This window comes from Salinivibrio sp. ML323, assembly GCF_001995745.1.
GTDB lineage: Bacteria > Pseudomonadota > Gammaproteobacteria > Enterobacterales > Vibrionaceae > Salinivibrio > Salinivibrio kushneri.
Map to the genome: position 1 here is coordinate 170,241 of NZ_MUES01000001.1, position 24,237 is coordinate 194,477.

The following is a 24,237-nucleotide window of genomic DNA, read 5'->3' on the forward strand; positions in this document are numbered from 1 at the left end:
TTTCATGGCCCGAACAATTAAATACGAGGTGAGCTATCTTTAATCGAGTGACCAGCTTTTGCCGTAAGGTTCTGAATCGTGATAGTAAAACACGCGCAATTGAGGATCTTAAGTTGGAAGTTATCCCCCGCAAAGCACATGGCATTTCGCGCAAAGGTATCAGCGAAAATGCGCTGAAAGTGCTTTATCGCCTGCACAAAGCGGGCTTTGAAGCGTACCTCGTTGGTGGCGGTGTGCGAGACCTTTTATTGGGGCGTGAACCCAAAGACTTTGATATTGCCACCGATGCCACCCCAGATGAAGTCAAAAAGCTGTTTCGTAACTGTCGACTCATTGGGCGGCGTTTTCGTCTTGCCCACATCCTATTTGGCCGCGATGTGATTGAGGTGGCCACATTCCGAGGCCACCACGGCAAAGGCGAGAAAGATAAGCAAACGGCTCGCTCAGAAGATGGGATGCTATTGCGTGACAATGTATATGGCACCATCGATGAAGACGCGCAGCGCCGTGACTTTACGGTGAACGGGCTGTATTACAATATCGCCGACTTTTCTATTCGGGATTACGCAGGGGGGCTTGATGATCTCAATAACCGCGTTATCCGCCTGATCGGTGATCCTGAAACGCGCTACCGTGAAGATCCAGTACGGATGTTACGCGCGGTGCGCTTTGCGGTTAAGCTCGATATGACGATTAACAGCGCGACCGCCGCGCCGATTATCGAGCTTGCGCCGTTATTGCAAGATATCCCGGCCGCTCGAATGTTTGAAGAAAGCTTGAAGTTGTTGCAATCCGGTCAAGGGGTCGCGACATATCAAATGTTGCGCGAGTACAATTTATTTCAGCAACTCTTCCCGGCAGTGGCCGCACACTTTACCGAGACACAAACCAGCCAAACAGAGCAAATGCTAGAGCAGGTATTACGCTCAACCGATAAGCGGGTAGTCAACGAACAACGCATTAACCCGGCTTTCTTATTTGCCGCCATGCTTTGGTATCCCTTGGTGACACGGGCGGAAGAAATGGCATTTGAAAGTGGCTTGAGCTACTACGACGCCTTCATGGTGGCCGCCAGTGATATTGTGGATGAGCAAGTGAAGACCATCGCCATTCCGCGGCGCTTCACCGCCATGATACGTGAAGTGTGGCAATTGCAAATGCGCATGACGCGTCGCACCGGGGCGCGTGCGTTTAAAACGTTGGACGAGAAAAAATTCCGTGCCGCGTTTGATTTGCTTGAGATGCGCGGTGCGGTAGAAGGTGAAGAGACAGAAGCGCTGTGTGCGTGGTGGCGAGACTTTCAGCGTGCCGATCAAAGTGGCCGCCAAAAAATGGTGCGTGCGATCAATAAAGCTCATAATACGCGTAAACCCAAGTCTCGTCGACGTAAAGGGCCGCCACGTCGGCGTAAACCGCAGTCAAACTCAGACGCATGAATCGGGTATATATCGCCATTGGCAGCAATCTCGGTGATCCTGTAGAAAAAGCCAAACAGGCGGTTGCTGCGTTAAAGTCACTGCCGCAGAGTCATTTTGTGGCAGCGTCAGCCCTTTATACCAGCAAACCCATGGGGCCGGCCGATCAGCCCGATTATGTTAATGCCGTCGCGGCGCTGGACACTCAGCTTGACCCTCTGACACTATTGGATGCAACACAAGCGATTGAGCTTGATTATGGCAGGGAACGCAAAGCAGAGCGTTGGGGACCAAGAACCTTGGACCTTGATATTCTACTCTATGGCAATCGCGTCATCGACGAGCCGCGACTGACGGTGCCACATTATGGCATGAAAGTGCGTGAGTTCGTGCTTTATCCACTTGCCGATATCGCCCCCGACTTGTGCTTGCCTGATGGCAGCACCCTCGCCGCGTGCCTGACGCGCGTTGATCGCAATGGTTTAACCCGTATTTGCGATCACGTTTAATCGGTGGGCCCCAGTTTCAGGCTTTGGGAGACACAATGAAAAAAATCACAATTACCGATCTGATCACTTGGAAGCAGCAAGGACAGAAATTTGCGTCCTTGACTGCCTATGATGCGAGCTTTGCTCAATTGTTTGAGCAGCAGGATGTGCCTGTTTTATTGGTTGGCGATTCGTTAGGCATGGTGCTGCAAGGTAAAAGCGATACCTTGTCGGTATCGGTTGACGAGCTGGCGTACCACACCCGCTGTGTCCGAGCAGGGAGTCCAAATAGTTTGCTAATGGCCGACATGCCATTTATGAGCTGTGCCACCCCTGAGCAAGCCTGCACCAATGCCGCAGCATTGATCAAAGCGGGCGCCAATATGGTCAAAGTCGAGGGCGGATCATGGTTGGTTGATACGGTGAAAATGCTCACCGAGCGCGCCGTGCCGGTTTGTGCGCACTTAGGTCTTACCCCGCAATCGGTGAATATCTTTGGTGGCTTTAAAGTACAAGGCCGTGAGGAAGAAAAAGCCGAGCAAATGGTAGCCGATGCGATCGCGCTAGAAAAAGCCGGCGCGCAGATCATTGTGCTGGAATGCGTTCCCGCTTCACTGGCCAAGCGCATTACTGAAACCGTGTCTGTGCCTGTGATTGGGATTGGCGCGGGCGGTGACACAGATGGTCAAATTTTGGTCATGCATGATATGCTCGGCGTATCGGCAAATTACATGCCTAAGTTCTCGAAAAACTACTTGGCAGAGACCGGTGATGCGCGTGCGGCAGTGGCTAAGTATGTGCAAGAAGTGGCGAGTGGCGAATTTCCCGGTTCCGCCCACACGTTTAAATAGAGAGACCGAGTATGCAGGTAATTTCTGAGGTGGCGCCACTGCGCGATCACATTAATCAGTGGCAAAAAGCGGCCAAGCGCATCGCCTTTGTGCCGACCATGGGGAATCTCCATCAAGGGCATTTAACCTTGGTGCGCAAAGCCCGGGAGCAAGGCGATGTGGTGGTGGTCAGCATTTTTGTTAATCCGATGCAATTTGATCGCGCGGACGACTTAACCAACTACCCGCGTACATTGGATGATGATTTGACCAAGTTGCGTGAGGAGGGCGTGGAGTTGGTGTTTACACCAACGGCCGATACCCTCTATCCACACGGATTGGATGCACACACTAGAGTTGAGGTGCCAGGACTTTCAACCATGTTAGAAGGGGCATCGCGCCCCGGTCATTTCCGTGGTGTCGCCACCGTGGTGAGCAAACTCTTTAATTTGGTGCAGCCGGCGGTGGCCTGTTTTGGCGAAAAAGACTTTCAGCAATTGGCGGTGATCCGCAAATTGGTGGCAGACATGGCTATGTCGATTGAAATTATTGGTGTGCCTACCGTGCGTGAAAGCGATGGGTTGGCGATGAGCTCCCGTAATAACAACCTAACCGTCGATGAGCGTCAACGTGCACCAGTGCTGGCGAAAACCATGCGCTGGATGAGTGCACAAATGCGTAATGGGCGTCGTGATCTCGATGATCTGATTGAAGATGCTCACGATCAACTGCGTGCGGCGGGGTTACAGCCTGATGAATTTTATATTCGTGACGCCACGTCTCTTGCGCAATTGCATGAAAACAGCCGACAAGCGGTGATTCTCGTCGCCGCCTATCTTGGTACGACACGCCTTATTGATAACCTGACGGTGGAGCTGCATCGAGCCGTCGAGAAAGCGGAAAAAGCTGATCCTAGTGGCGATTAATGTGTCGTCGCTTAGCCGTCAGCGTCCATAAAATACGAAATCCGGGTGCGCGGCTTCAGGTATTCTTTTACCGCGTCTGGCAGTTTAGAGATAGGCACAGCCGTGTCTATCTCTAGTTCACTGTCACGCATGTCAATGATGGTGGCTTGATCAGAAGGAATATCCGGGTCATAAATCATCACATTGGGTTTAAGTAGGGCAGAGCTGTTCACCGAGATAATCATGCCGAGATCGTCATTCGACAACTTTACCACCGTTCCTGGCGGATAAACGCCCATCATCTTGACAAATAGTGCCAACAGACGCGGGTTGAATTTGGCTTTATTGTCTTTAAAAAGATGAGACAAGGCGGCAAAAGGCATCCGTGCGGATGCGCCAAACTGAGGACGACATAAGCGGTCAAAAAAGTTCACCATACTGACAATCTGCGCCGCTTCGTCGATGTCATCACCCAATAGGCCTTTGGGGAAGCCACTGCCGTTAGCAAACTCGTGGTGCTGGGCAATGATGGTTTCGACTTCAGGGGTACACTCTTCCATTTCTGCTACCAGCTCCGCCCCATAATTAACATGTTGACGGTAGTAATTCATTTCCGGCTCTGTCAGTCGCTCCTTTTTTCGCACGATGGCCGACGGCACCTTCTTGGTACCGATATCATGCAGCACTGCGCCGGTGATCAGCGAGCGAAGCTGGTCATTGTCGTACCCGTTACTGCGTGCCAACATCAGCGCGAGAACGGCCACATTCAGTGAGTGCGCATACATGTCTTCTGCCAAACTCGGATCGTCCATCAGGTGCAGGGTGACATTCGACTCGCTACCAAAGACCATCATGCTATCGACGAGCATGCGGACATCCTCGTTCGCCGCTTGAGGACGGTTGGCCGCTTTCATATTGATCGCCCGCAGTTGTGCCATTGAACGTTGATAGTGCTTCTGCACTTTTTGAATGCGTGCACGAAAGCGGCGTTGCTCTTCTATTCGCTGTTGTTTTTCCTGCTCCATCGCCGCTTTTTCTCGGCTGACTGCATGTGGATCGACTTCATCCGGGTTTTCTTTTTTTTCTGTCAGCGCGGGTAAGGGGACCGTCGTACTTTTATCTGGGTAGTAGTAGACAAAGCTTGTTGGGAGCGAGCGTATTACCTTCGCTTGTGCCTCGCTTTCTATTTGAAAACGATTAAGCATAAACGGATGATCGCGCCATTTTAGCGGCAGTTTGATATAAAGACCGGCTTGAAGTCGCTCTGTTGAGAGTTTAATGCTATTGGCTGACATGCGTTAATGACACTCGATCCATGAGGTAAAAGACAAGAATAACCCTCAACAGACTACCATAAACAGGCGCTATTGAGTAAAAAGCCTAATCGCTATCGCACTGAACGAAAATTGACTTAAAGGGTAGCAAAAAGTGTCAGAGTAGGGGGGATTCGCTGTCGCAGTAAGGTGCGGCCTGCAAGGTGCGGCCTGCAAGGTCACCGACACGGTGTCGGCATAAAAAAATCCCCACTCGTTTGAGCAGGGATTTTTCTTAAATATGGTGCCCGGAGGCGGAATCGAACCACCGACACGGGGATTTTCAATCCCCTGCTCTACCGACTGAGCTATCCGGGCTAAGGTGCTCTATTTAATAGCATTAACCTAAGAATGTCAAAGTCTATTTAACTGACGCATTCCATGGGTATAAACCTGAATTCCTGCCTGGCATATCGATTTTTTGTGATCTTATTCATTAATTTGCATTGACAAAAAGCCACATAAAGGTGTCTTTGCTTTGTCATTTATCCCACCTGATTTTCTTATCTTATTGTTTTTTAATTTTTATTTTTGATGGTGCTGATTCATAAACAAGGCATTGACCAAAACCTCCTCAGCAAAAATAAGGCCTTATATAAGTTGTTCGATTGATTATTGCTACACTTATTCAACAAGCCAATGAGATGTCTTTTTTGACAACCGTTTAGGGCGGTTCAGCCATGCAAATAGAACTCGGAGAATCTCTCGACGTTTCTCACGTACAGCAAGCCAAAGCGGACTGGGAGGCGAAAGTCGCGGACGCCTCTTCATGTGTGATTGACGCGAGCCAACTGAGCCGAATCGATGGTGCTGGCCTGCAGTTGTTATTGGCGTGGGTACTGACTTGTGATGATGTTGAGTGGTTGAACGTCCCTGACTGCCTGTTTATCTCAGCGCAACAGACTGGCATGACCACCTTATTGAAACTACATAGTTGATCGACGGAGTTGGAGTAAGAGGATGGCAAATATACTCGCAGCGGATGATTCGGTATCCATTCGGCAAATGGTGAGCCACACATTAAAGGAGGCAGGTTATCACGTTGAGACGGCCAACGACGGGGCCGATGCATTGCGAAAAGCAAAGTCTAAAACGTTTGATTTGATCATCTCCGACGTCAATATGCCAGTAATGGATGGCATTGAATTTGTTAAACAAGTGAGAGAGGTGCAGCAATATAAGTTTACGCCTATCTTGATGCTGACCACCGAAGGCTCTGCTGAGAAAAAGTCGGCGGGGAAGGCGGTGGGCGCGACTGGATGGATCGTCAAACCCTTTAATCCCGATACCTTATTGAAAACACTCAAGCGTGTGCTGTAAGGCACATCAACGGAGGGGGATATGGCCATGGATATGGATCAATTGCGACGCATTTTCTACGAGGAATGTCGCGAGAACCTTGAAGTGCTCGAAAGAGGCCTGCTCGCACTCGACCTCGGTGCAGCAAATTTTGAATCCATGAATACCATTTTCCGTGCCGCGCACTCGATTAAAGGTGGCGCGGCGACTTTTAATCTTGATGATATCAGCCGCTTCACCCATGTGATGGAAACCTTGCTTGATGAGGCACGCGAGGGCAACCGACAACTCGATAGGCAAACCATTGATATTCTTCTGCGTGGTGTGGATTGCATTCTCGCGATGCTTGAGGCTTACGAAAATGACGCTGAGTACGACAAAAGCGAACCCGATGCAGTCAATGCCGCCCTCAATGCGATCATGGATAGTGATGATTCTGCCTCTTCCTCATCAAGCGATCTCTCCTCGGCGCCGTTGTCGACTGACCTGGCCCCGCAAGAGCCGGCCGGCTCAGATATCGAAAAGTGGGCAATCTGCTTTGTGCCGGATCCAGCGATGTTATTTTCAGGCAATGATCCTGTGCGGATTTTGCGTGAGTTACATGCATTACCTGGTGGGGCGGAGGTTCGTTGTGACCCTACCCACCTACCAAACTTTGCGCAGCTAGACCCAGAAAAGCTGTATTTACGGTGGGATATTCAGGTTGATGGTCATGTCCCACGCGATGAAATCGAAGCGATTTTCGAATGGGTTGAAGACGAATGCGATCTCACCATTAACCCCATTCATCGTAGCGTGCCCAGTGATATGGATACCGCGTCTACTGCGGCGGAAGCGCCTGTCACTGAGCCACAAACGTCGGAAAATGCCTCATCTTCCGAGCCAACCCCCGCTGTCAAGAAAGCTAACAAACCCGCGGTGAAAAGTGATGCCAGTGTCTCCTCGATCCGCGTGGACATCGATAAAGTCGATAACCTAATCAACCTCGTGGGCGAGCTAGTGATTACGCAGTCGATGCTGGCAGAGTTAAGTAGTGACTTCTCCCCTGAGCGGCTTGAGCAATTGCAATCTGGCCTTGAGCAACTGATGCTCAATACCAAAGAGCTGCAAGAAAGCGTGCTCAATATCCGTATGTTGCCCATCAGTTTTGCTTTTAACCGCTTCCCTCGCTTGATTCGCGACCTATCCTTGCAATTGGGAAAGCGAGTGGAGTTGGTGATTGAGGGAGAGAATACCGAGCTAGATAAAACCGTGCTTGAGCGCATTTCTGATCCGCTGGTTCACTTGGTTCGCAACGCGGTTGATCATGGCTTAGAAACCCCGGCAGTACGCGTGGAAAAAGGCAAGCCAGAAACTGGGATGGTGCATCTGAATGCTTATCACCAAGGTGGCTCGATTGTCATTGAAGTCAGTGACGATGGCTCAGGTCTAGATAAAGAAAGGGTTTGGCGAAAAGCACTTGATAAAGGGCTGATTTCTGATGATATCCCGCTCTGTGAATTGACGGATAGCCATGTATTTAACCTGGTTTTTTCCCCAGGCTTTTCAACCGTAGAACAGGTGTCTGATGTTTCTGGACGTGGGGTGGGCATGGATGTGGTACGGCGCAATATCGAGCAGTTAGGTGGCAATATTGATGTGCACTCAACGGTAGATCAAGGCTGTTCCTTCAAAATCAGCTTGCCGCTGACACTGGCGATTTTGGACGGTCAACTGGTGAAAATCGCTGAAGAAGTCTACGTAGTGCCTTTGATTTCTATCATTGAATCGCTTCAGGTGGATAGTCGCCAAATTAAGACCGCATCCGGTGTGCAGCTCTATCGCTTGAGAGAAGAAAATATTCCCATTCTTCGACTCAAAGAAGAGTTTGGCTTGGGCAGCACTGACGATGATCTCGATAAACAACTGCTGTGTTTGGTGGAAGCGGGAGATAAAAAGGTCGGTCTGTTACTTGATGATCTACTTGGTCAGCAGCAAGTGGTGATTAAAAGCTTGGAGTCCAATTACGCTCGCGTACCGGGTATTTCTGGCGCGACCATTTTAGGCGATGGCTCTGTATCTCTCATCTTAGATATTCAAGGCTTGATCACGCAGTTTTTAGCCCGTGTCAGTGATGCGAGCGGCCATATTGCCGCGGCATAAGGAGATGATATGCAGACGGGAGTGGAATCAGACACTGTGCTTGATATTGATGACCGTGTTGAGCAACTGCAAGGCAGTGATTATCTAAGCTTCGAACTCGATGGCGAGCTGTATGGCGTGGACATTCAAATGGTGGAAGAGATCCGTGTTTGGTCGCCTCCCACGCTTATCCCACGCTCACCGGCATTTATTCTTGGCGTGATCAACTTGCGTGGGATGATCGTGCCGGTGATGGATCTACGCATCCGCTTTCAAGCCTCTCAAGTGGACTATCATCGAGAGACGGTGGTGCTGATTCTGCGAGCCAGCGAGATGGCCAATGGCAAAATTATGGGCGTCGTGGTTGATGCCGTCTCGGATGTGGTTGACCAAGGGGAGGGACAAATTATGCCTCCACTCGGTGATTCTCAAGTGATTGCTTATGTCAGCGGCTTACTCAATGTTGGCGAACGGGTGATGTCATTGGTGAATGTTGATGAGCTGTTGCGTATCGAGCGATGGATATAGGAGAGAGCATGACGCAATCGCGAGAATACTTAAGTTTCTTACTCGAAGATGAAGAATACGGCGTCCATATACTCGATGTGAAAGAAGTAAGAGGGTGGTCGGACGTTCGCCGTATCCCTAACACCCTGCCGCATATGTTAGGGGTGCTGGAGCGACGGGGAGAATACATTCCGATTATGGATATTCGTCAGTGCTTTGACATGCCCCCCGCAACGATCAGCGCCACGAGCGTCATTATTATCGTGCGTAGCCAACAAGGGGTGTCGCTTGGCATCGTGGTGGATGCGGTAGCAGAAGTACACAATTTGGAAGAGCAGCAAATTAAGGATCCTCCGGGGCTTCATCATCAGGATGAGTGGTATATGGAAGGCATTGCGGCGGTGAATGACAGACACCTGGTATTAATTAATTTGGAGCAGTTGTTCGACTTTGATCAGTTACAACAAAGCGCACAACCAGAAAGTGCAAACGAGGACTAGAATATGGCGTGGTTTAAAAGGGAAGCAAAGCAAGACAACCAACAGACCAAACAGAATGTGCAGCTTCTCGCGGCACTGAATGTCTCGCCTGCTGCACTTGTGATGCTTGATAGTCAGCAGCACGTCACCTTAATTAATCGACGTGCGCTGCAACTGTTGCAATGTTACCAGGCTGCGATTCGCGAACGTGGCAACGAGGATTTTATCGCGAAAAGTGAGGTACTCGTTGGTCAACCCATGAGCCGCATACTCGCGACTGACTTAGTCGACTACCAACAGTGGCAGCCGCTTATCGACGACAAACCATCAGTCCAAACCATCGAGTTAGGCGTGGGTAAGTTGCGGGTGTCTGCCAGTAAAGTCGCTGATGGAGACGGCTACAGTGTTGAGCTGTGTGATGTGACGGCACGTGCCCACCAAACCGAAGAACATAAACGCCTTAAAGCAGCGCTGGACCATACCCACAGTGCCTTTGTCTTACTCGGAGCACACGGTGAGATCACGCATGTGAATGAGCAGGCAGTGACATTGTGCAAACAGTATGAGAAAGCCTTCTGCGCGAAAAATAGTGCCTTTGCCGCCAGCCGTGACGACATTCTTGGCAAATACATTGACTACTTATTCCCTCAACTGCAGCGCGAAACCTTTCTGAATCCTGAGAAAATGCCCATTAACCGGGATATCCGCCTTAAAGAGGCGCGTTTTGAGTTTCATGCTACCGCCAACTACGACCGTCATGGAAAGCATATCGGCACGACGATTGAGTGGCGTGATGTCACGATAAAGCGCAAAAAAGAGTCAGAGCACTCGTTGCTTGCTGCCATTGTGGAAGGAATGACCACCAATGTCATGCTGGCCGATAAAGACGGCATTATTCGTTACCTCAATCCGGCTGTGACCAAATTATTCAAAAGTCGTGAGAGTGAAATGCGTGAAATCTTCCCCAACTTCTCAGTGGATAAGCTGGTGGGGTCCAGTATTGATCAATTCCATAAAAATCCTGCGCACCAACAGTCTGTGATTGCCAACCCTGACTGTATGCCTTACCGAGCGGAAATTACGGTGGGGAAACTCGAATTTGCGCTGAGTTGTATTGCGCTTTATGACGATGATGGCGAATACATCGGGCCAGGGTTGCAATGGGAAGATATTACTGAGCAGCTGGATGGTCAGCGCCAGGTTGAGCGACTGATTGCGAGTGCTGCGGAAGGCAACCTCACTGCAAGAATGAACACTAGTCAATACCGTGGCTCTATGGCGAAACTCGGCAACGGTATCAATCAATTATTGGATAGCTTTATTGATCCGGTGAACGAGTCTATTCGCGTCATGCAGGGCGTATCTAAAGGCGACCTGAAAATGACCATGTCGGAAGACTACAAAGGCGACTTTGACGTTCTCAGCCGAGCGATTAATACCTCGATCAACAATGTTCGTAATATGGTTGAAAAGATCACGCACTCGTCGGCAAGGGTGGCGTCAGCGTCAGCCGAAATTGCTGAGGGTAATAATGATCTCAGTGAGCGCACCGAAGAGCAGGCAGCTAACTTACAAGAAACTGCGGCGAGCATGGAGCAAATGACCGCGACGGTGAAGCAAAATGCCGAGAGCGCATCATCGGCGAATTTGGCGTCGAGTAAGGCCAGTGAAAAAGCGAGCAAGGGCGGTGATGTAGTCAAAGAAACCATTGAAGCGATGGCGGAAATCAATGATGCCAGCAAGAAAATTGCCGATATTATTGGGGTGATTGATGAAATCGCCTTCCAGACCAATTTGCTTGCCTTGAATGCGGCGGTGGAAGCGGCGCGTGCGGGGGAGCAAGGACGTGGCTTTGCCGTTGTGGCGGGTGAAGTGCGTAGCTTGGCACAACGCAGTGCGGGCGCAGCGAAAGAGATCAAAGACTTAATCAAGGACAGTGTGGAAAAAGTCGCGCAAGGCTCGAAGCTGGTGGATGATTCAGGCGCGATGCTTGGAGAGATTGTCGCCTCTGTGTCTGAGGTCTCTCAGCTCATTGATAGGATCAATGTGGCAAGTCAAGAGCAAGCCACAGGTATTGATGAAATCACCCGTTCCGTGGCTCGGATGGATCAAATGACGCAACAAAACGCGGCCTTAGTCGAAGAGGCTGCAGCTTCTAGTCAGGCGATGCGGGAAGAAGGTGCCGAGTTAATCAACCTGGTTGGTTTCTTTCAAGTTGACATCGATGCTGAAAAGTTAGCGGATCTTCACCCTCCTCACACTCAACGTAAAAGCGCGCCCAAGCACGCCAATAAAGCCGTTTCCAAGGCAAGAGGGAAACATTACCGCAATGGAGAAGCCGCCTACGAGCCTCGCCAAGTGAGCAGTCATCAAAGGCCTTCGAGTGATGAGGTCAGCGATGAGTGGGAGGAATTTTAACCATGACTGCGCCAGTGAATGCGTCATCTGGTGCTTACGATTTTAGTCAGCGTCATTTTAAATATGTACAAGTGTTTATGGCGAATGAGACGGGAATTTTTCTTACGGATAAAAAGAAAAATATGGTGTATGGCCGTCTGGTGCGTTGCCTACGTAGAACAGGCATGGCGACATTTGATGACTATTTCACGTTGGTTGAGCAGAGTAAAGACGAGCGAGTCGCGTTTGTTAATGCACTGACCACCAATAAAACCCAGTTTTTTCGTGAGCGCCACCATTTCGAGTTTTTAGCCCGCGAATTGATCCCCTATTGGCGAGCGGCTAAGCAAAAGCGTATTCGGATTTGGTCTGCGGGCTGCTCGACGGGGGAAGAGCCTTACACCATTGCCGCTGTACTTGCAGGGCATGGGTTGTTAGAGAGGCAATGGGATGTACAAATCCTCGCCACTGATTTAGACACCCATGTACTCAATACGGCTCGCAAAGGCTTTTACAGTTTGGATGCTGTCCACTCGATTCCAGAAATTTATTTGCAAAACGGGTTCTTAAAAGGAAAAGGCGTCAAGAAAGATCTATTCAAGGCCAAGCGCCAGCTTCGGGATGCGATCCGTTTCGAGCCACTTAACCTGAAAGGAGAGTGGCCTCATAAGCAAGCGATGGATGCGATTTTTTGTCGTAACGTGATGATTTATTTTGATCGCGCCACACAGCAACGGCTGCTTGAGCGGTTCTGGCACCAGTTAGTACCGGCGGGGGTACTTTTTATCGGCCATTCTGAAGGACTCGGAAAGATGGCGGAGAAGTTCGATAATTTAGGTCACACCATATACCGTAAACGGGAGTGATATGCGCCAAGCCCTGGAATTACACCGGCATGCTCAAGAGAAAACACTCACCCGTTTTTTTAGTCCTGAGCACGACAAGCACATGGTGAAGCTACAACCGGGCGATGTTTATGTCAGCGCTAATGATGAGTTGATTGCCACTGGCTTGGGCTCATGCATTGCTGCGTGTATTTGGGATCCCGAGTCCCAAGTGGGCGGTATGAACCATTTTATGTTGCCTCTTAAGTGCGAAGAGGCAGAGAGTGCTTGGACAGCGGAGCCGTATTTGTCTCATGCTGCCCGTTACGGTAATTACGCCATGGAAATACTGATTAATTCTTTGCTTCAACAAGGGGCGGTAAAAAGTCGGCTAAGAGTGAAGTTATTCGGTGGTGGTAACATTATGAGGCAAAATATTGCCATTGGCCGCAAAAATATCGACTTTGTTCGTCAATATGTCACCAATGAGCAGCTTCTTTTGGTGTCGGAAGATCTTGGACAGGTCTTTCCGCGCCAAGTGCTCTTCGATCCTCGCACGGGTAAGGCTTGGGTGAAGAAAATCCAGTCACTGAGTCAGCAATTGGTGGCGGAAGAGAACCAGTACAATCAGCGCTTGCTGCGAGAGTCTTATAAGGATGGCACCGATGAGCAAGACGTGGAGCTATTCTGATGAGCCCATATCGTTACAAAGTATTGGTGGTTGATGATTCTTTGCTCTATCGCACCCTAATCAGGGAATGCTTAGACAGTGACAGCGAGTTAGAGGTCGTTGGCTTGGCTGCCGACCCTTACGAGGCGCGTGAAAAAATAAAAAAGTTTAACCCGGATGTGATCACGCTCGATGTTGAAATGCCCAAAATGGATGGCATCCAGTTTCTTAAAAACCTGATGCGTTTACGACCGATGCCAGTGATCATGGTGTCGACCCTGACCCAGCATGGCGCAGATGTCACCCTGACAGCACTGGAGGTTGGGGCGGTGGATTATGTACCAAAACCATCATTGAATCTTGCCACTGCCATGATCCGTGAGCGTGAGGAGCTGATCAGCAAAGTGAAGATGGCGGCGCAGGCGAGTGTTGGCCACACAAACCTTTGGAATAAACCGCCGAACGTCACCATCGACCGTCAGCATTTCAACCGTAGTGGCTATCAAGTGATTGGGCTAGGGGCATCGACGGGCGGGACAGAGGCACTACGTGGTATCCTCGAGCGCTTACCCAAGCACATGCCACCTATTGTGGTCACACAGCATATCAAAGCAGCGTTTTGTGGCCCTTTTGCCGAGCGATTAGACCGCGTATGTCGATTGCAAGTTGAAGCCGTCACATCGGACACAGTGCTGTTGGCGCAAGGGCGCGTGTATGTCGCGCCTGGCGATCGACACCTCACCGTGGTCAACCGGCAAGGACATTTGTACTGTCAGCTCTCCGATAGTGCTCCCGTTGAGCGCCATCGCCCTTCCGTGGATGTGATGTTTTCATCCATCGCAGGTTCTGTCGGCAGACAGTCGATTGGCGTGATATTGACCGGAATGGGAAGAGATGGCGCCACTGGGCTATTGAAAATGCGCCAAGCGGGGGCGCTGACTGCCGCGCAAGACCAAGCCAGCTCTGTAATATGGGGAATGCCTCGCGTGGCAATTGAACGAGGGGGAGCGGCAAAGACCCTGTGTTTAACGGAAGTCGCGAATTTTTTAGTAGAGGCCATTTATGGGGACTAAGTGCGTTATCGCGACTTAGAGTGTGGGCGAGTAATACGGCATGGCGATAGTCAAACAAAAAAAACGCTAACCTTTCGGCTAGCGTTTCTTTAAAAGTGGCTCCCCCAACTGGACTCGAACCAGTGACATACGGATTAACAGTCCGGCGTTCTACCAACTGAACTATGGGGGAATAATGGTGCCTCGAGGCGGAATCGAACCACCGACACGGGGATTTTCAATCCCCTGCTCTACCAACTGAGCTATCGAGGCAATGGTGCCGGCTGCCGGAGTCGAACTGGCGACCTACTGATTACAAGTCAGTTGCTCTACCAACTGAGCTAAGCCGGCACACAAATCGCGAAATACTGTGTGTCACACCATTATTTCATTATATGGTGCCCGGAGGCGGAATCGAACCACCGACACGGGGATTTTCAATCCCCTGCTCTACCGACTGAGCTATCCGGGCCAACGGGGCGCTATTAAACGGATTTTCCGTCTCACCGTCAACTGTTTTTTTGAAAAAAGTGCTGATATCGCATTGTTTGAATAAAAACCCAGCGAAGTGCGACAAAAACAGGCAAAAATCGGCGCTGACCACCCTTTATTGGGGGAGTTTAGAAAACGCTTTTTGATAGCGGGTGACCTTTTGTAAGTAGCGCCGTGACTCCGAAGAAGGATGGCGATGGGTCAGTGCCCAATAGACTTGGTTCGGGCGCAGCTTGTTTAAATCCTGCATGGCCCGACGTCTATTCGTATCAAATGTGCGCAGCACATTGCCTGTCCCGCCGTTATAGGCTGAAATCATGCTGTAGTGCAGAGACAGTGGATCGCGCACCGCTTTAAGGTAGCGGTTTTTGAGAATATAAAAATAGGCGGTGCCTGTATCTATATTCCTCTCTGGATCAAAAAGATACTTGGGGGTGGGTTGGCCACTGCGTTTTTTGACTAATTTGAACACATCACGTCCGGCCGTCTTGGGTACCACTTGCATTAGGCCATAGGCATTGGCCCAGCTCACCGCATAAGGGTTAAAACTGCTTTCGGTTTTGATGATCGCATAAATCAGCTTTTCCGAGATGCCATAACGCTTGGACGCACGGCGGACGATATCGGCATATTGATAGCTGCGCTTGGCGGCATGATCCTTGACCATGGGAATGGTGACGTAATACATGTTTTGAAAACGTACTCTTTTCTTTTTTAAGCGCTTATCAATCAGGTAATTCGCAAAGCGATTGGCGCGCCACTCCCAAGTAATGGTTTTTCCTTCATGATCCACCACTTGGCCTTCGAGAAACGGACGCCCATTGAGTGGTACTTTCGCCGCAGAATAGAGATCGACGGAGGCCGGATCTCTTGGCGTAAGCAAGGTGGTGACAATGGCTTGTTTGAGGTGGGACTTCGGTGCATCGGTGGCGACGGTTTCCACGCGGATAACGCCGCGTTCAAAATCAATGCGCGCCCGGCTTTTGTAATTGTCTGTGTATTTGACGTAATCCCGTTTGCCTGATACGAACACTTGGTTTTCGCCCCAGCGCACCTCAATGTTGCCGGTAAATTGGCTAATCAGTTGATTAAGGGCGTCGATGTCTTTTTCGAACTGGCCGGGGATGGGCGCTAGATTTTTGGCAAATCGATTAGTGGTTTGATAATCCACGCCCACATATTTTTCTACGCTTTCGCGGCTACAACCGGACAGCAAGGTGCTAAAGCAGCACACCAACAAGCAAAGTATTCGCGTCATCGTTTATTGCATTAGTATAAAAAACACCCGCACTGAGACTAACACAATGCGGGTGTTTTGTAGCCTTGACGATGCCCGAGTGTGGGCGGGACCGCGTTAATTAGGCCTCGGGTGGCACATAGCCGTCGATGTGCACATCTTGGCCTTCGAATAAAAACTTGACCATTTCTTCTTCGATCACCTTGCGGTGCTCAGGATCCATCATGTTGAGTTTCTTCTCGTTGATGAGCATGGTCTGTTTTTTCTGCCACTCAGCCCAGGCTTCTTTGGAAATGTTGTCATAAATGCGTTTGCCCAGCTCGCCGGGATAAAGCTGGAAATCTAGCCCGTCGGCTTCTTTTTGTAGACGTTGGCAAAATACGGTACGGCTCATAATCTAGGCTCCTTGTCATCGCCTGTGAGGTGTTGTTGGCGCTCGTGTTCTAATAAGGTTAACAGCTTTTTCACGGGTGCGGCTAACCCAACTTTTGCTGGTTGCGACAAGTTATACCAAAGCCCTTGGTTCGCTTCCATGATGATTTGCGGTCGCTGATTCACACACACCTTGACGGGGACAATGTCTAGGTGGAAGTGGCTAAATGTGTGTCTAAACGCGGTGAGCACCTCAGTGTGAGTCGGTTTGACCCCTTGTAATTTGTCGGCAATATCGACATCAAGTGTCTGCTCTGATGCTTCCGGTAAGCACCATAGCCCGCCCCATAGCCCACTGGGCGGACGCTGTTCTAACCAGATATCGTCTTGATATTGAATGAGTAAAAAGCTGACTTGCTTTACGGGCAGAGTTTTTTTGGGCTTTTTACCGGGAAAATCAAGCTGACGGCCTTGCGCGCGCGCTTCACAGCGGTCTGCGACCGGGCAAAGCTCGCACTTAGGCTTGCTGCGAGTACACACCATGGCACCCATATCCATCATCGCTTGGTTGTATTTATCGGTATCCGTGGCGGGCGTGAGTGCCTCAGCGATTTCCCAAAGCTTGTTTTCTACCGGCTTTTTTCCCGGCCAGCCCTCGACGGCATAGCAGCGTGCCAAGGTGCGTTTGACGTTGCCATCCAAAATAGGGTGGGGCTGATTAAGCGATAGCGATAGCACTGCGCCGGCAGTTGAGCGCCCGACACCAGGTAGCGCCATGACTTGCTCGAGTGTGGTAGGAAACACGCCGTTGTGCTCGCGGGCGATCACTTGTGCGGCTTTGTGTAGGTTGCGGGCGCGGGCGTAATAGCCAAGTCCTGTCCATAGGTGCAACACTTCGTCTTGTTCGGCATTGGCGAGATCGGTGACTGTTGGAAAGCGCGTCATAAAGCGCTCAAAGTATGGGATCACCGTACTCACTTGGGTTTGCTGCAGCATGATCTCGCTGAGCCAGACCTTATACGGGGTTTTGTTTTGTTGCCAAGGCAGGGTTTTACGGCCATATTGCTCGTACCAGTTTAAAATGGCGTCGGAAAAAGATTGACTCACTGTGCTCTCTCTTATTGTTTTGCTCACACGTGCACAAAGGCAGGTCACAGGGTACACTAACGAGCAGGCACACTAATAGGATCAGTGCGGCCAACTTGCGCAATGGCGAAAACTTTGCATAATGCGCAGTCCGTTTAGATTTCCAACAATCGATGGTCTTTTTCACCACCATCACTAACACTGCATCACAGGCACTCAATCATGACTGAAGTCACTAAAACCGAACTGACCGAGGATGGCAAAGTTATTCGTAAAGTACGCAGCTTTGTGCGTCGCGAAGGCCGTTTAACCAAAGGCCAAGAGCAAGCGCTCAACGAATCTTGGCCGACCATGGGCATTGACTTCGAGGCGAGCGAACTGGACTGGCTGCAGGTGTTTGGCAACGACAATCCGGTGGTGCTGGAAATCGGTTTTGGCATGGGCGCCTCTTTGGTTGAAATGGCAAAAAATGCCCCCGAGAAAAACTTTGTGGGTATTGAAGTCCACACCCCAGGCGTGGGTGCTTGTTTGATGGCCGCGCGCGAAGCCGGTGTCACCAACCTACGTGTGATGTGTCACGATGCGGTTGAGGTGTTTGAGCAAATGCTGCCAAAAGACAGCCTCGACACCGTGCAACTGTTCTTCCCTGATCCTTGGCATAAAAAACGTCACCATAAGCGGCGCATTGTCCAACTACCGTTTGCTGGAATGGTACGTGACAAGCTGAAAGTGGGTGGCGTATTCCACATGGCGACGGACTGGGAAAACTATGCCGAACATATGATTGACGTGATGGAGGCCGCGCCTCACTATCAGAACGTGGCGCAAGAGGGGCTTTATGTCCCACGCCCTGACGATCGTCCTCTGACTAAATTTGAGCAGCGTGGACAGCGCCTTGGCCACGGTGTTTGGGATATCAAATACACGCGCACCGCCTAAAAGACGCGTGTATCACTCAGCATCTGTTACGCACTTAAAGCCAACCTGAGGTTGGCTTTTTTGTCCTATGTTGTAGAAGGAAGCTGCCCTTGAAACCCAGTGCGCAATTACTCGAGCAAATTCTTGACGATGTTCGGCCATTAATTGGACAAGGCAAGGTGGCTGACTATATTCCCGCATTAGCCGATGTGGCCAATCACAAACTCGGGATCGCAGTATGTTATAAAGATGGCGATGTGATCCGTGCTGGCGATGCTGATGAGGCATTCTCTATTCAATCGATCTCCAAGGTGTTGAGCCTGACTCTGGCGATGCAAAACTATCAAGCAGAGGAAATCTGGACGCGTGTGGGCAAAGAGCCCTCTGGACAAGCGTTTAATTCGTTAATCCAGCTTGAGATGGAGCAAGGGATCCCGCGTAATCCCTTTATTAACGCTGGTGCATTGGTCGTCAGCGACATGCTACACACACGCCAGTCTGCGCCTCGTCAACGGATGCTTGAATTTGTACGTCACCTCGCGGGTAATCCACATTTGTGTTACGACAAGGCGGTGGCGGATTCAGAAATGCTGCACAGCGACAGAAATGCAGCGATTGCCTATCTGATGCGTGCGTTTGGCAATTTTGATAATGATGTGGTGCCAGTATTAACCAACTATTTTCATTATTGTGCGTTAGAGATGAGCTGTGTCGACTTGGCAAAGGCGTTTTTCTACCTGGCCAATAAAGGGACACCGCTAAGTGATGACACCGCTATCTTGAGCCCGACACAAAGCAAACAGATGAACGCCTTATTGGCGACTTGTGGCTTGTACGATGGTGCGGGTGAATTTGCTTATCGCGTAGGCATGCCAGGTAAATCCGGGGTAGGCGGGGGTATTATTGCCGTTGTGCCTGGTGAGATGTCGATTGCCGTCTGGTCGCCGGAGCTAGACCCTTCGGGCAATTCCTTAGCGGGAACGGCTGCGTTGGAGCTATTATCGGCTCGAATTGGCCGCTCGATATTTTAGTGTCAACCTCGATATTGCGCCCACGATGAGGGCAATATGCATACCTTTGAGTACAAAAAGCCCCGCAGTCATCTGTGGGGCTTTTTAGCATCACGGCGATACCGCGATAACATCAAGGAGCTAGGCGTCAGCGGCCAATGTGGCGAAAGCATGGTCAGCGGCCGCGAGCGTGGCATCAATTTCTTTTTGCCCATGTGCTAAGCAGGTAAAGCAAGCCTCAAACGCAGAAGGGGCCAAGTACACGCCTTGCTCGAGCATCAAGTGGAAGAAACGCTTGAAGCGCTCGGTGTCACACTGTTGCACATCTGTAAAGCAGGTGACGGTTTCTTGCTCGGTGAAGAAGAAGCCAAACATCGCGCCTGCTTGGTTCGTGGTCAGCGCAATACCGTGTTTGTCAGCTAAGGATTTGAACCCTTCTGCGAGCTGATGGGTCACATGGGCCAAGTAATCGTGGTTACCTGGCTGGCGAAGCTCAGACAAACAGGCGTGACCGGCCGCCATGGCGACGGGATTCCCGGCGAGTGTTCCCGCTTGGTATACTGGCCCTGTCGGAGCCAAGTATTCCATTACCTCACGACGTCCCCCGAATGCCCCCACTGGCATACCACCACCGACAATTTTGCCTAATGTGGTTAAGTCAGGTTTGACGTCGTAGTAAGCTTGCGCGCCACCTAATGCCACGCGAAAGCCAGTCATGACCTCATCAAAAATCAGTAAGGCACCGAACTCATCACACAGTTCGCGCAGACCTTGTAAGAAGCCGGGTTGCGGCGGCACACAGTTCATGTTGCCGGATACCGGCTCAACAATGATACACGCCACCTCGTCAGGATAGGTCTCAAACGTTTGGCGCACCGAGTCTAGGTCGTTATAGGTGCAGGTCAGAGTGTGCTTGGCAAAGTCGGCCGGCACCCCTGGAGAGTTGGGTTCACCGAGGGTGAGGGCACCAGACCCCGCTTTGACCAGCAAACAATCGCCATGGCCGTGATAGTTGCCCTCAAATTTGATGAATTTATCGCGTTTAGTAAATCCGCGCGCAAGGCGAATGGCGCTCATGGTCGCTTCAGTGCCTGAGTTCACCATGCGTACCATTTCCATCGAAGGCACTAACTCTGCTACCAGCTCCGATAAGGTTGTTTCACTCTCAGTTGGCGCACCAAAGCTGAGGCCACGCTGAGCAGCATCCACCACGGCTTCGCGGATTGCGCTGTGATTATGGCCTAAGATCATCGGCCCCCAAGAGCCAACAAAATCGATATAAGCTTTGCCGTCGGCATCAAAAATGTACGCGCCGTCAGCACGCTCCATGAAGACAGGGTCGCCGCCGACACCGGCAAAAGCACGCACGGGAGAATTCACGCCACCGGGAATGGTGCGTCGAGCTTGTTGAAAAAGTTGTGCTGATTTGGTCATGACATATCCTGTTTGGTAAGGCTTGGCCTAAATTGCGTTGGCGTATTTTAACCAAAGATACGGAACACTGGCGAGGTAGAGTATGATTTCGTTAAGACAAGATTGGCAATTAATACGTACTGATCACAGTTGCGATCAAACGCGCAATACTTGAACACTTTACTCAGGTATTGGATAATCGAATAATTAGCACAAAGAGCATGTGAGGTAACAATGAGCGAAGCACCTTTGCCGTTAGAGTTTTCTGAGGCCGCGGCAACCAAGGTAAAGACGCTGATTCAGGAAGAAGAAAACCCCAACCTGAAGTTGCGCGTCTATATCACCGGTGGTGGCTGTAGCGGCTTCCAATATGGTTTTACCTTCGATGAAAACGTCAACGAAGGAGATATGGAGATCGAGAAAAGCGGCGTGATGCTGGTGGTTGACCCTATGAGCTTACAGTATCTGATGGGCGGGAAGGTCGACTACACCGAGGGCCTTGAAGGATCGCGCTTTTTCATTGATAACCCTAATGCCACAACGACTTGTGGTTGTGGTGCGTCATTTAGCGTTTAATCGTGTTGTGGCGATACCGCTGACGACAATCAAAAACGGCGCCTGCAGGCGCCGTCTTTGATCCGCAGAGCTGATTAGCCGCCACGGTTATAGTGGTTAAGGCTGCCAACTGTGGCCAACAGCTGGTTAAACTTACTCAACTGAGCCATGCGTGACTCAGCCAAACGCACAAACGCCTTCTTTTGTTCACCTTGAAGAGACTTGGCTTCAGGCAGTTTTACCGTCCGCGGGTTTTTATGGACACCGTGAACGAGAAACTCATAGTGCAAGTGTGCACCCGTCACGCGCCCTGTTGAGCCTAGCGTACCGATAATATCCCCTTGTTTGACGCGCTGACCGGTTTTCACTTTACGCTTGGTCAGGTGCAAATACTTGGTGATATAGGTCGAGCTGTGGCGGATAAACACATAGTTGCCGTTGAAGCGGTTGTATGAGGCTTTCATCACCACGCCGTCCCCGGCGGCTTTGATTGGGGTTCCCACTGGCGCAACATAATCGGTGCCACGGTGCGGCTTTACACGGCCAGTGACCGGGTGCAAACGACGTGGGTTGAAGTTTGAGCTGACATAGCGGAAGTTAACCGGTGAGCGCAAAAACGCCTTTTTCATCGCCTTGCCGCTCGGTGTGTAGTACTTGCCATTTTTGGCGCGTACTGCCGTGAAGGTATCGCCTCGGTTGGTGAAGGTGGCGGCGAGGATATTGCCACTGCCTATATGCTCTCCTTCGACAAACTCTTCCTCGTACAGCACTGAAAAGCTATCACCATTGCGAATATCAAGGGCAAAATCCACATCCCAGCCAAAAATCCCCGCGAGTTGCATGATCTGATTTGGGTTTAATCCAGCATCAGAAGCAGCTTGCCAAAAGTTTGACTTGATGGTCGCACGGGCAAAGTTTAGCTGCGTATCAACGTGCTTGGTTTCCAGCCGTGATTGATAGCTCTCATCAATTTTATTCACGATCAGGGTTTCGTTACTGCCTCGTGGTTGAATGAGCTGCACCAGCTCGCCGTCATCATCGACCCCTAGACGTACTTCATCGCCTGGATTTAAGTAAGCGAGACTTTGCGTTCTTTCGTCGGCATTGACGAGACGATAGAGAGTGGTGGGGCTTAACCCCGCACGGCTAAACAATAGCGCCATGCTCTCGCCAGGCTGTACTTCATAGGTTTGCCAGTGGATATTGCGCTTAAACTGCGCGGGCATCTCATCTTTGGGAGGCAGGAGTGAGACGGCCTCAACCGGTAAAGGGTAATGCTTTCCCGGTTCGAAATTAGGTTTAGGGCGCGGCGTATCGGCGCCGTCTGGTACCAACATTAACAAGACAATGAATGCGCTTAATGCACCGATAACGAGTTTATGTAACTTGGGTAAGGCTGCGAGTTTATTTAACGGCATGAAGACTATGTTGAATCACTACGAATAAAGTTATGACAGTCAGACACCCAATCGGTTTTATTGGGGATGATGCCCTGAAGTAGATTTGACACGGCTGACACAAAGACCACATACATCTTTTGACGGCAGCCGCTGCGCGCACCTTGTACACACTCTATCAGTTTAACTGGTTTCAAAAACTGTCGCTATTCGAGTAATATGTCGGTTTATCACATTTTTGCCTATTGGGTAGGAGCAAGAGACTATGGCGAGCCTGGAAGCCGCGCTAGCAGAGCTAAAACGTGGCGTAGATGAAGTAATCCCGGAAGACGAGCTGGTGGCGAAGCTGAAAGAGGATCGTCCTCTTCGCATCAAACTTGGCGCGGATCCCACCGCACCCGATATCCACCTGGGTCACACAGTGATCCTTAATAAGCTGCGAGCTTTTCAAGCGCTTGGCCACGAAGTGATCTTCTTGATTGGCGACTATACCGGTATGGTAGGTGACCCAAGTGGTAAAAATACAACCCGTCCGCCTTTGACGCGTGAGCAGGTGCTGCAAAACGCAGAGACCTACAAAGAGCAGGTGTTCAAAATTCTGGATCCGGCGAAAACGCGTATCGAATTTAACTCGAAATGGCTAGGAGAGCTGGGCACAGATGGCATGATCCGTTTGGCAGCAAGCTCTACCGTGGCTCGTATGCTTGAGCGTGATGACTTTAAAAAGCGCTATACCAGCAACCAAGCCATTGCTATCCATGAGTTCATCTACCCACTGCTTCAAGGGCACGACTCCGTCGCGCTAGAAGCGGATGTTGAGTTGGGCGGCACCGATCAAAAATTCAACTTGCTGATGGGGCGTGAGCTGCAAAAACAAGCAGGACAAAGCCCGCAAGTGGTGATGACCATGCCACTACTGGTTGGATTAGACGGTGTGAAAAAGATGTCTAAGTCAGCACATAACTACATTGGTGTAAGCGAGCGCCCGGATGACATGTTCGGTAAGATCATGTCGATTTCTGACGATCTGATGTGGGATTACTATGAGCTGCTGTCTTTCCGCCCACTTGAGGAGGTAGCGCAGTTTAAGCAAGACGTACAAGCCGGGAAAAACCCGCGTGATATTAAGATCTTGCTAGCCAAAGAAATCATCGCGCGCTTCCACTCCGACGCCGATGCTGATGCCGCTGAACAAACGTTCGTCAATCGTTTCCAAAAAGGCGCAATGCCGGATGAGATGCCAAGCTTTACCTTCGAGCAAGGTATGGCAATTGCTAATCTGTTAAAAGAAGCTGGGCTGGTTAATTCCACCTCTGATGCACTGCGTATGGTTCGCCAAGGCGCGGTGAAAATTGATGGTGAAAAGGTTGAAGATACCAAGCTTGTGCCAGCCGCCGGTGAAGCCGTTTACCAAGTGGGCAAGCGCAAGTTTGCTCGGGTGACGCTCAGCTAAATAC

General features: G+C 50.5%; 23 protein-coding genes and 5 tRNA genes. 17 read left to right on the forward strand and 11 right to left on the reverse strand.

From position 1 onward, the window contains the following. Window positions 1-71 precede the first annotated feature (71 nt). Genes pcnB through panC form a run of 4 tightly spaced genes read left to right on the forward strand, consistent with a single transcriptional unit; the run spans window position 72 to window position 3,659 of the window. Window positions 72-1,436 (forward strand): polynucleotide adenylyltransferase PcnB, encoded by a 1,365-nt coding sequence (gene pcnB / locus BZG13_RS00770; RefSeq protein WP_206744306.1) that lies wholly within the window; start codon window positions 72-74, stop codon window positions 1,434-1,436. After that, window positions 1,433-1,924, forward strand: a complete 492-nt coding sequence (folK, locus tag BZG13_RS00775) for a 2-amino-4-hydroxy-6-hydroxymethyldihydropteridine diphosphokinase (protein WP_077484307.1) — start codon at window positions 1,433-1,435, stop codon at window positions 1,922-1,924. The genes pcnB and folK overlap by 4 nt, the downstream gene beginning before the upstream one ends. A 35-nt stretch (window positions 1,925-1,959) precedes the next feature. Next, entirely contained in the window at window positions 1,960-2,754 is a 795-nt protein-coding gene (gene panB / locus BZG13_RS00780) for a 3-methyl-2-oxobutanoate hydroxymethyltransferase (protein ID WP_077456537.1), read from the forward strand. Window positions 2,755-2,765: 11 nt separating this feature from the next. Further along, entirely contained in the window at window positions 2,766-3,659 is an 894-nt protein-coding gene (gene panC, locus BZG13_RS00785) for a pantoate--beta-alanine ligase (protein WP_077484309.1), read from the forward strand. Between the two features lie 11 nt (window positions 3,660-3,670). Here the strand turns inward: panC and BZG13_RS00790 are convergent, their stop codons facing one another. Beyond that, complete coding sequence (locus tag BZG13_RS00790) at window positions 3,671-4,933, reverse strand: HD-GYP domain-containing protein (protein WP_077484311.1); 1,263 nt, start codon at window positions 4,931-4,933, stop codon at window positions 3,671-3,673. Window positions 4,934-5,193: 260 nt separating this feature from the next. Then, a tRNA-Phe gene (locus tag BZG13_RS00795) sits at window positions 5,194-5,269 on the reverse strand. A 362-nt stretch (window positions 5,270-5,631) separates the two neighbouring features. Between BZG13_RS00795 and BZG13_RS00800 the strand changes: the two genes are divergently transcribed. The 9 genes from BZG13_RS00800 to BZG13_RS00840 are packed head-to-tail and all read left to right on the forward strand — an operon-like array spanning window position 5,632 to window position 14,321. Further along, window positions 5,632-5,889: an STAS domain-containing protein gene (locus tag BZG13_RS00800; protein ID WP_077456543.1), complete on the forward strand. Its 258-nt coding sequence runs from the start codon at window positions 5,632-5,634 to the stop codon at window positions 5,887-5,889. 22 nt (window positions 5,890-5,911) lie between these two features. After that, the gene (locus tag BZG13_RS00805; protein WP_069363402.1) at window positions 5,912-6,271 is read left to right on the forward strand and encodes a response regulator; all 360 of its coding nucleotides are present in this window, start codon (window positions 5,912-5,914) and stop codon (window positions 6,269-6,271) included. Between the two features lie 21 nt (window positions 6,272-6,292). Then, window positions 6,293-8,392 carry a chemotaxis protein CheA gene (locus tag BZG13_RS00810; RefSeq protein ID WP_077484313.1) on the forward strand — a complete coding sequence of 700 codons (2,100 nt, stop codon included), beginning with the start codon at window positions 6,293-6,295 and terminating at the stop codon, window positions 8,390-8,392. 9 nt (window positions 8,393-8,401) lie between these two features. Continuing rightward, window positions 8,402-8,899 carry a chemotaxis protein CheW gene (locus BZG13_RS00815; protein ID WP_069363404.1) on the forward strand — a complete coding sequence of 166 codons (498 nt, stop codon included), beginning with the start codon at window positions 8,402-8,404 and terminating at the stop codon, window positions 8,897-8,899. Window positions 8,900-8,907: 8 nt separating this feature from the next. Continuing rightward, a complete protein-coding gene (locus BZG13_RS00820) occupies window positions 8,908-9,378 on the forward strand; it encodes a chemotaxis protein CheW (RefSeq protein WP_077484315.1) in 471 nt (156 codons plus the stop codon). 3 nt (window positions 9,379-9,381) lie between these two features. Next, window positions 9,382-11,775, forward strand: a complete 2,394-nt coding sequence (locus BZG13_RS00825; protein WP_077484317.1) for a methyl-accepting chemotaxis protein — start codon at window positions 9,382-9,384, stop codon at window positions 11,773-11,775. A gap of 2 nt (window positions 11,776-11,777) precedes the next feature. Next, window positions 11,778-12,620: a CheR family methyltransferase gene (locus BZG13_RS00830; protein ID WP_077484320.1), complete on the forward strand. Its 843-nt coding sequence runs from the start codon at window positions 11,778-11,780 to the stop codon at window positions 12,618-12,620. Between the two features lies 1 nt (window position 12,621). Further along, window positions 12,622-13,269 carry a chemotaxis protein CheD gene (locus BZG13_RS00835; RefSeq protein ID WP_077484321.1) on the forward strand — a complete coding sequence of 216 codons (648 nt, stop codon included), beginning with the start codon at window positions 12,622-12,624 and terminating at the stop codon, window positions 13,267-13,269. After that, the gene (locus tag BZG13_RS00840; RefSeq protein WP_077484323.1) at window positions 13,269-14,321 is read left to right on the forward strand and encodes a protein-glutamate methylesterase/protein-glutamine glutaminase; all 1,053 of its coding nucleotides are present in this window, start codon (window positions 13,269-13,271) and stop codon (window positions 14,319-14,321) included. The genes BZG13_RS00835 and BZG13_RS00840 overlap by 1 nt, the downstream gene beginning before the upstream one ends. Window positions 14,322-14,417: 96 nt before the next feature. Here the strand turns inward: BZG13_RS00840 and BZG13_RS00845 are convergent. From BZG13_RS00845 to mutY, 7 genes are all read right to left on the reverse strand, one after another. Then, window positions 14,418-14,493: transfer RNA gene (locus BZG13_RS00845), tRNA-Asn, on the reverse strand. A gap of 4 nt (window positions 14,494-14,497) precedes the next feature. Next, window positions 14,498-14,573, reverse strand: a tRNA-Phe gene (locus BZG13_RS00850). Between the two features lie 2 nt (window positions 14,574-14,575). Then, window positions 14,576-14,651, reverse strand: a tRNA-Thr gene (locus BZG13_RS00855). Between the two features lie 45 nt (window positions 14,652-14,696). Then, window positions 14,697-14,772, reverse strand: a tRNA-Phe gene (locus BZG13_RS00860). Window positions 14,773-14,907: 135 nt separating this feature from the next. Further along, window positions 14,908-16,050 carry a membrane-bound lytic murein transglycosylase MltC gene (gene mltC / locus BZG13_RS00865; protein WP_077484325.1) on the reverse strand — a complete coding sequence of 381 codons (1,143 nt, stop codon included), beginning with the start codon at window positions 16,048-16,050 and terminating at the stop codon, window positions 14,908-14,910. 100 nt (window positions 16,051-16,150) lie between these two features. Next, the gene (locus BZG13_RS00870) at window positions 16,151-16,423 is read right to left on the reverse strand and encodes an oxidative damage protection protein (RefSeq protein ID WP_046074030.1); all 273 of its coding nucleotides are present in this window, start codon (window positions 16,421-16,423) and stop codon (window positions 16,151-16,153) included. Further along, the gene (gene mutY, locus BZG13_RS00875; RefSeq protein ID WP_077484327.1) at window positions 16,420-17,508 is read right to left on the reverse strand and encodes an A/G-specific adenine glycosylase; all 1,089 of its coding nucleotides are present in this window, start codon (window positions 17,506-17,508) and stop codon (window positions 16,420-16,422) included. Before mutY ends, BZG13_RS00870 begins: the two co-directional genes overlap by 4 nt. Before the next feature lie 201 nt (window positions 17,509-17,709). On the opposite strand from mutY, the gene trmB reads away from it, so the two are divergent. Further along, entirely contained in the window at window positions 17,710-18,426 is a 717-nt protein-coding gene (trmB, locus tag BZG13_RS00880) for a tRNA (guanosine(46)-N7)-methyltransferase TrmB (protein ID WP_077484329.1), read from the forward strand. Between the two features lie 89 nt (window positions 18,427-18,515). Then, window positions 18,516-19,436, forward strand: coding sequence for a glutaminase B (gene glsB / locus BZG13_RS00885; protein WP_077484331.1), 921 nt, complete (start codon window positions 18,516-18,518; stop codon window positions 19,434-19,436). 120 nt (window positions 19,437-19,556) lie between these two features. Here the strand turns inward: glsB and hemL are convergent, their stop codons facing one another. Continuing rightward, a complete protein-coding gene (gene hemL / locus BZG13_RS00890) occupies window positions 19,557-20,849 on the reverse strand; it encodes a glutamate-1-semialdehyde 2,1-aminomutase (RefSeq protein WP_077484333.1) in 1,293 nt (430 codons plus the stop codon). 213 nt (window positions 20,850-21,062) lie between these two features. On the opposite strand from hemL, the gene erpA reads away from it, so the two are divergent. Beyond that, on the forward strand, window positions 21,063-21,404 hold the full coding sequence (gene erpA, locus BZG13_RS00895) for an iron-sulfur cluster insertion protein ErpA (RefSeq protein WP_021022145.1): 342 nt from the start codon (window positions 21,063-21,065) through the stop codon (window positions 21,402-21,404). A gap of 74 nt (window positions 21,405-21,478) precedes the next feature. Here the strand turns inward: erpA and BZG13_RS00900 are convergent, their stop codons facing one another. After that, the gene (locus tag BZG13_RS00900) at window positions 21,479-22,801 is read right to left on the reverse strand and encodes a peptidoglycan DD-metalloendopeptidase family protein (protein WP_077456562.1); all 1,323 of its coding nucleotides are present in this window, start codon (window positions 22,799-22,801) and stop codon (window positions 21,479-21,481) included. Between the two features lie 244 nt (window positions 22,802-23,045). On the opposite strand from BZG13_RS00900, the gene tyrS reads away from it, so the two are divergent. Then, complete coding sequence (gene tyrS, locus BZG13_RS00905; protein WP_069363416.1) at window positions 23,046-24,233, forward strand: tyrosine--tRNA ligase; 1,188 nt, start codon at window positions 23,046-23,048, stop codon at window positions 24,231-24,233. Window positions 24,234-24,237: the final 4 nt, after the last annotated feature.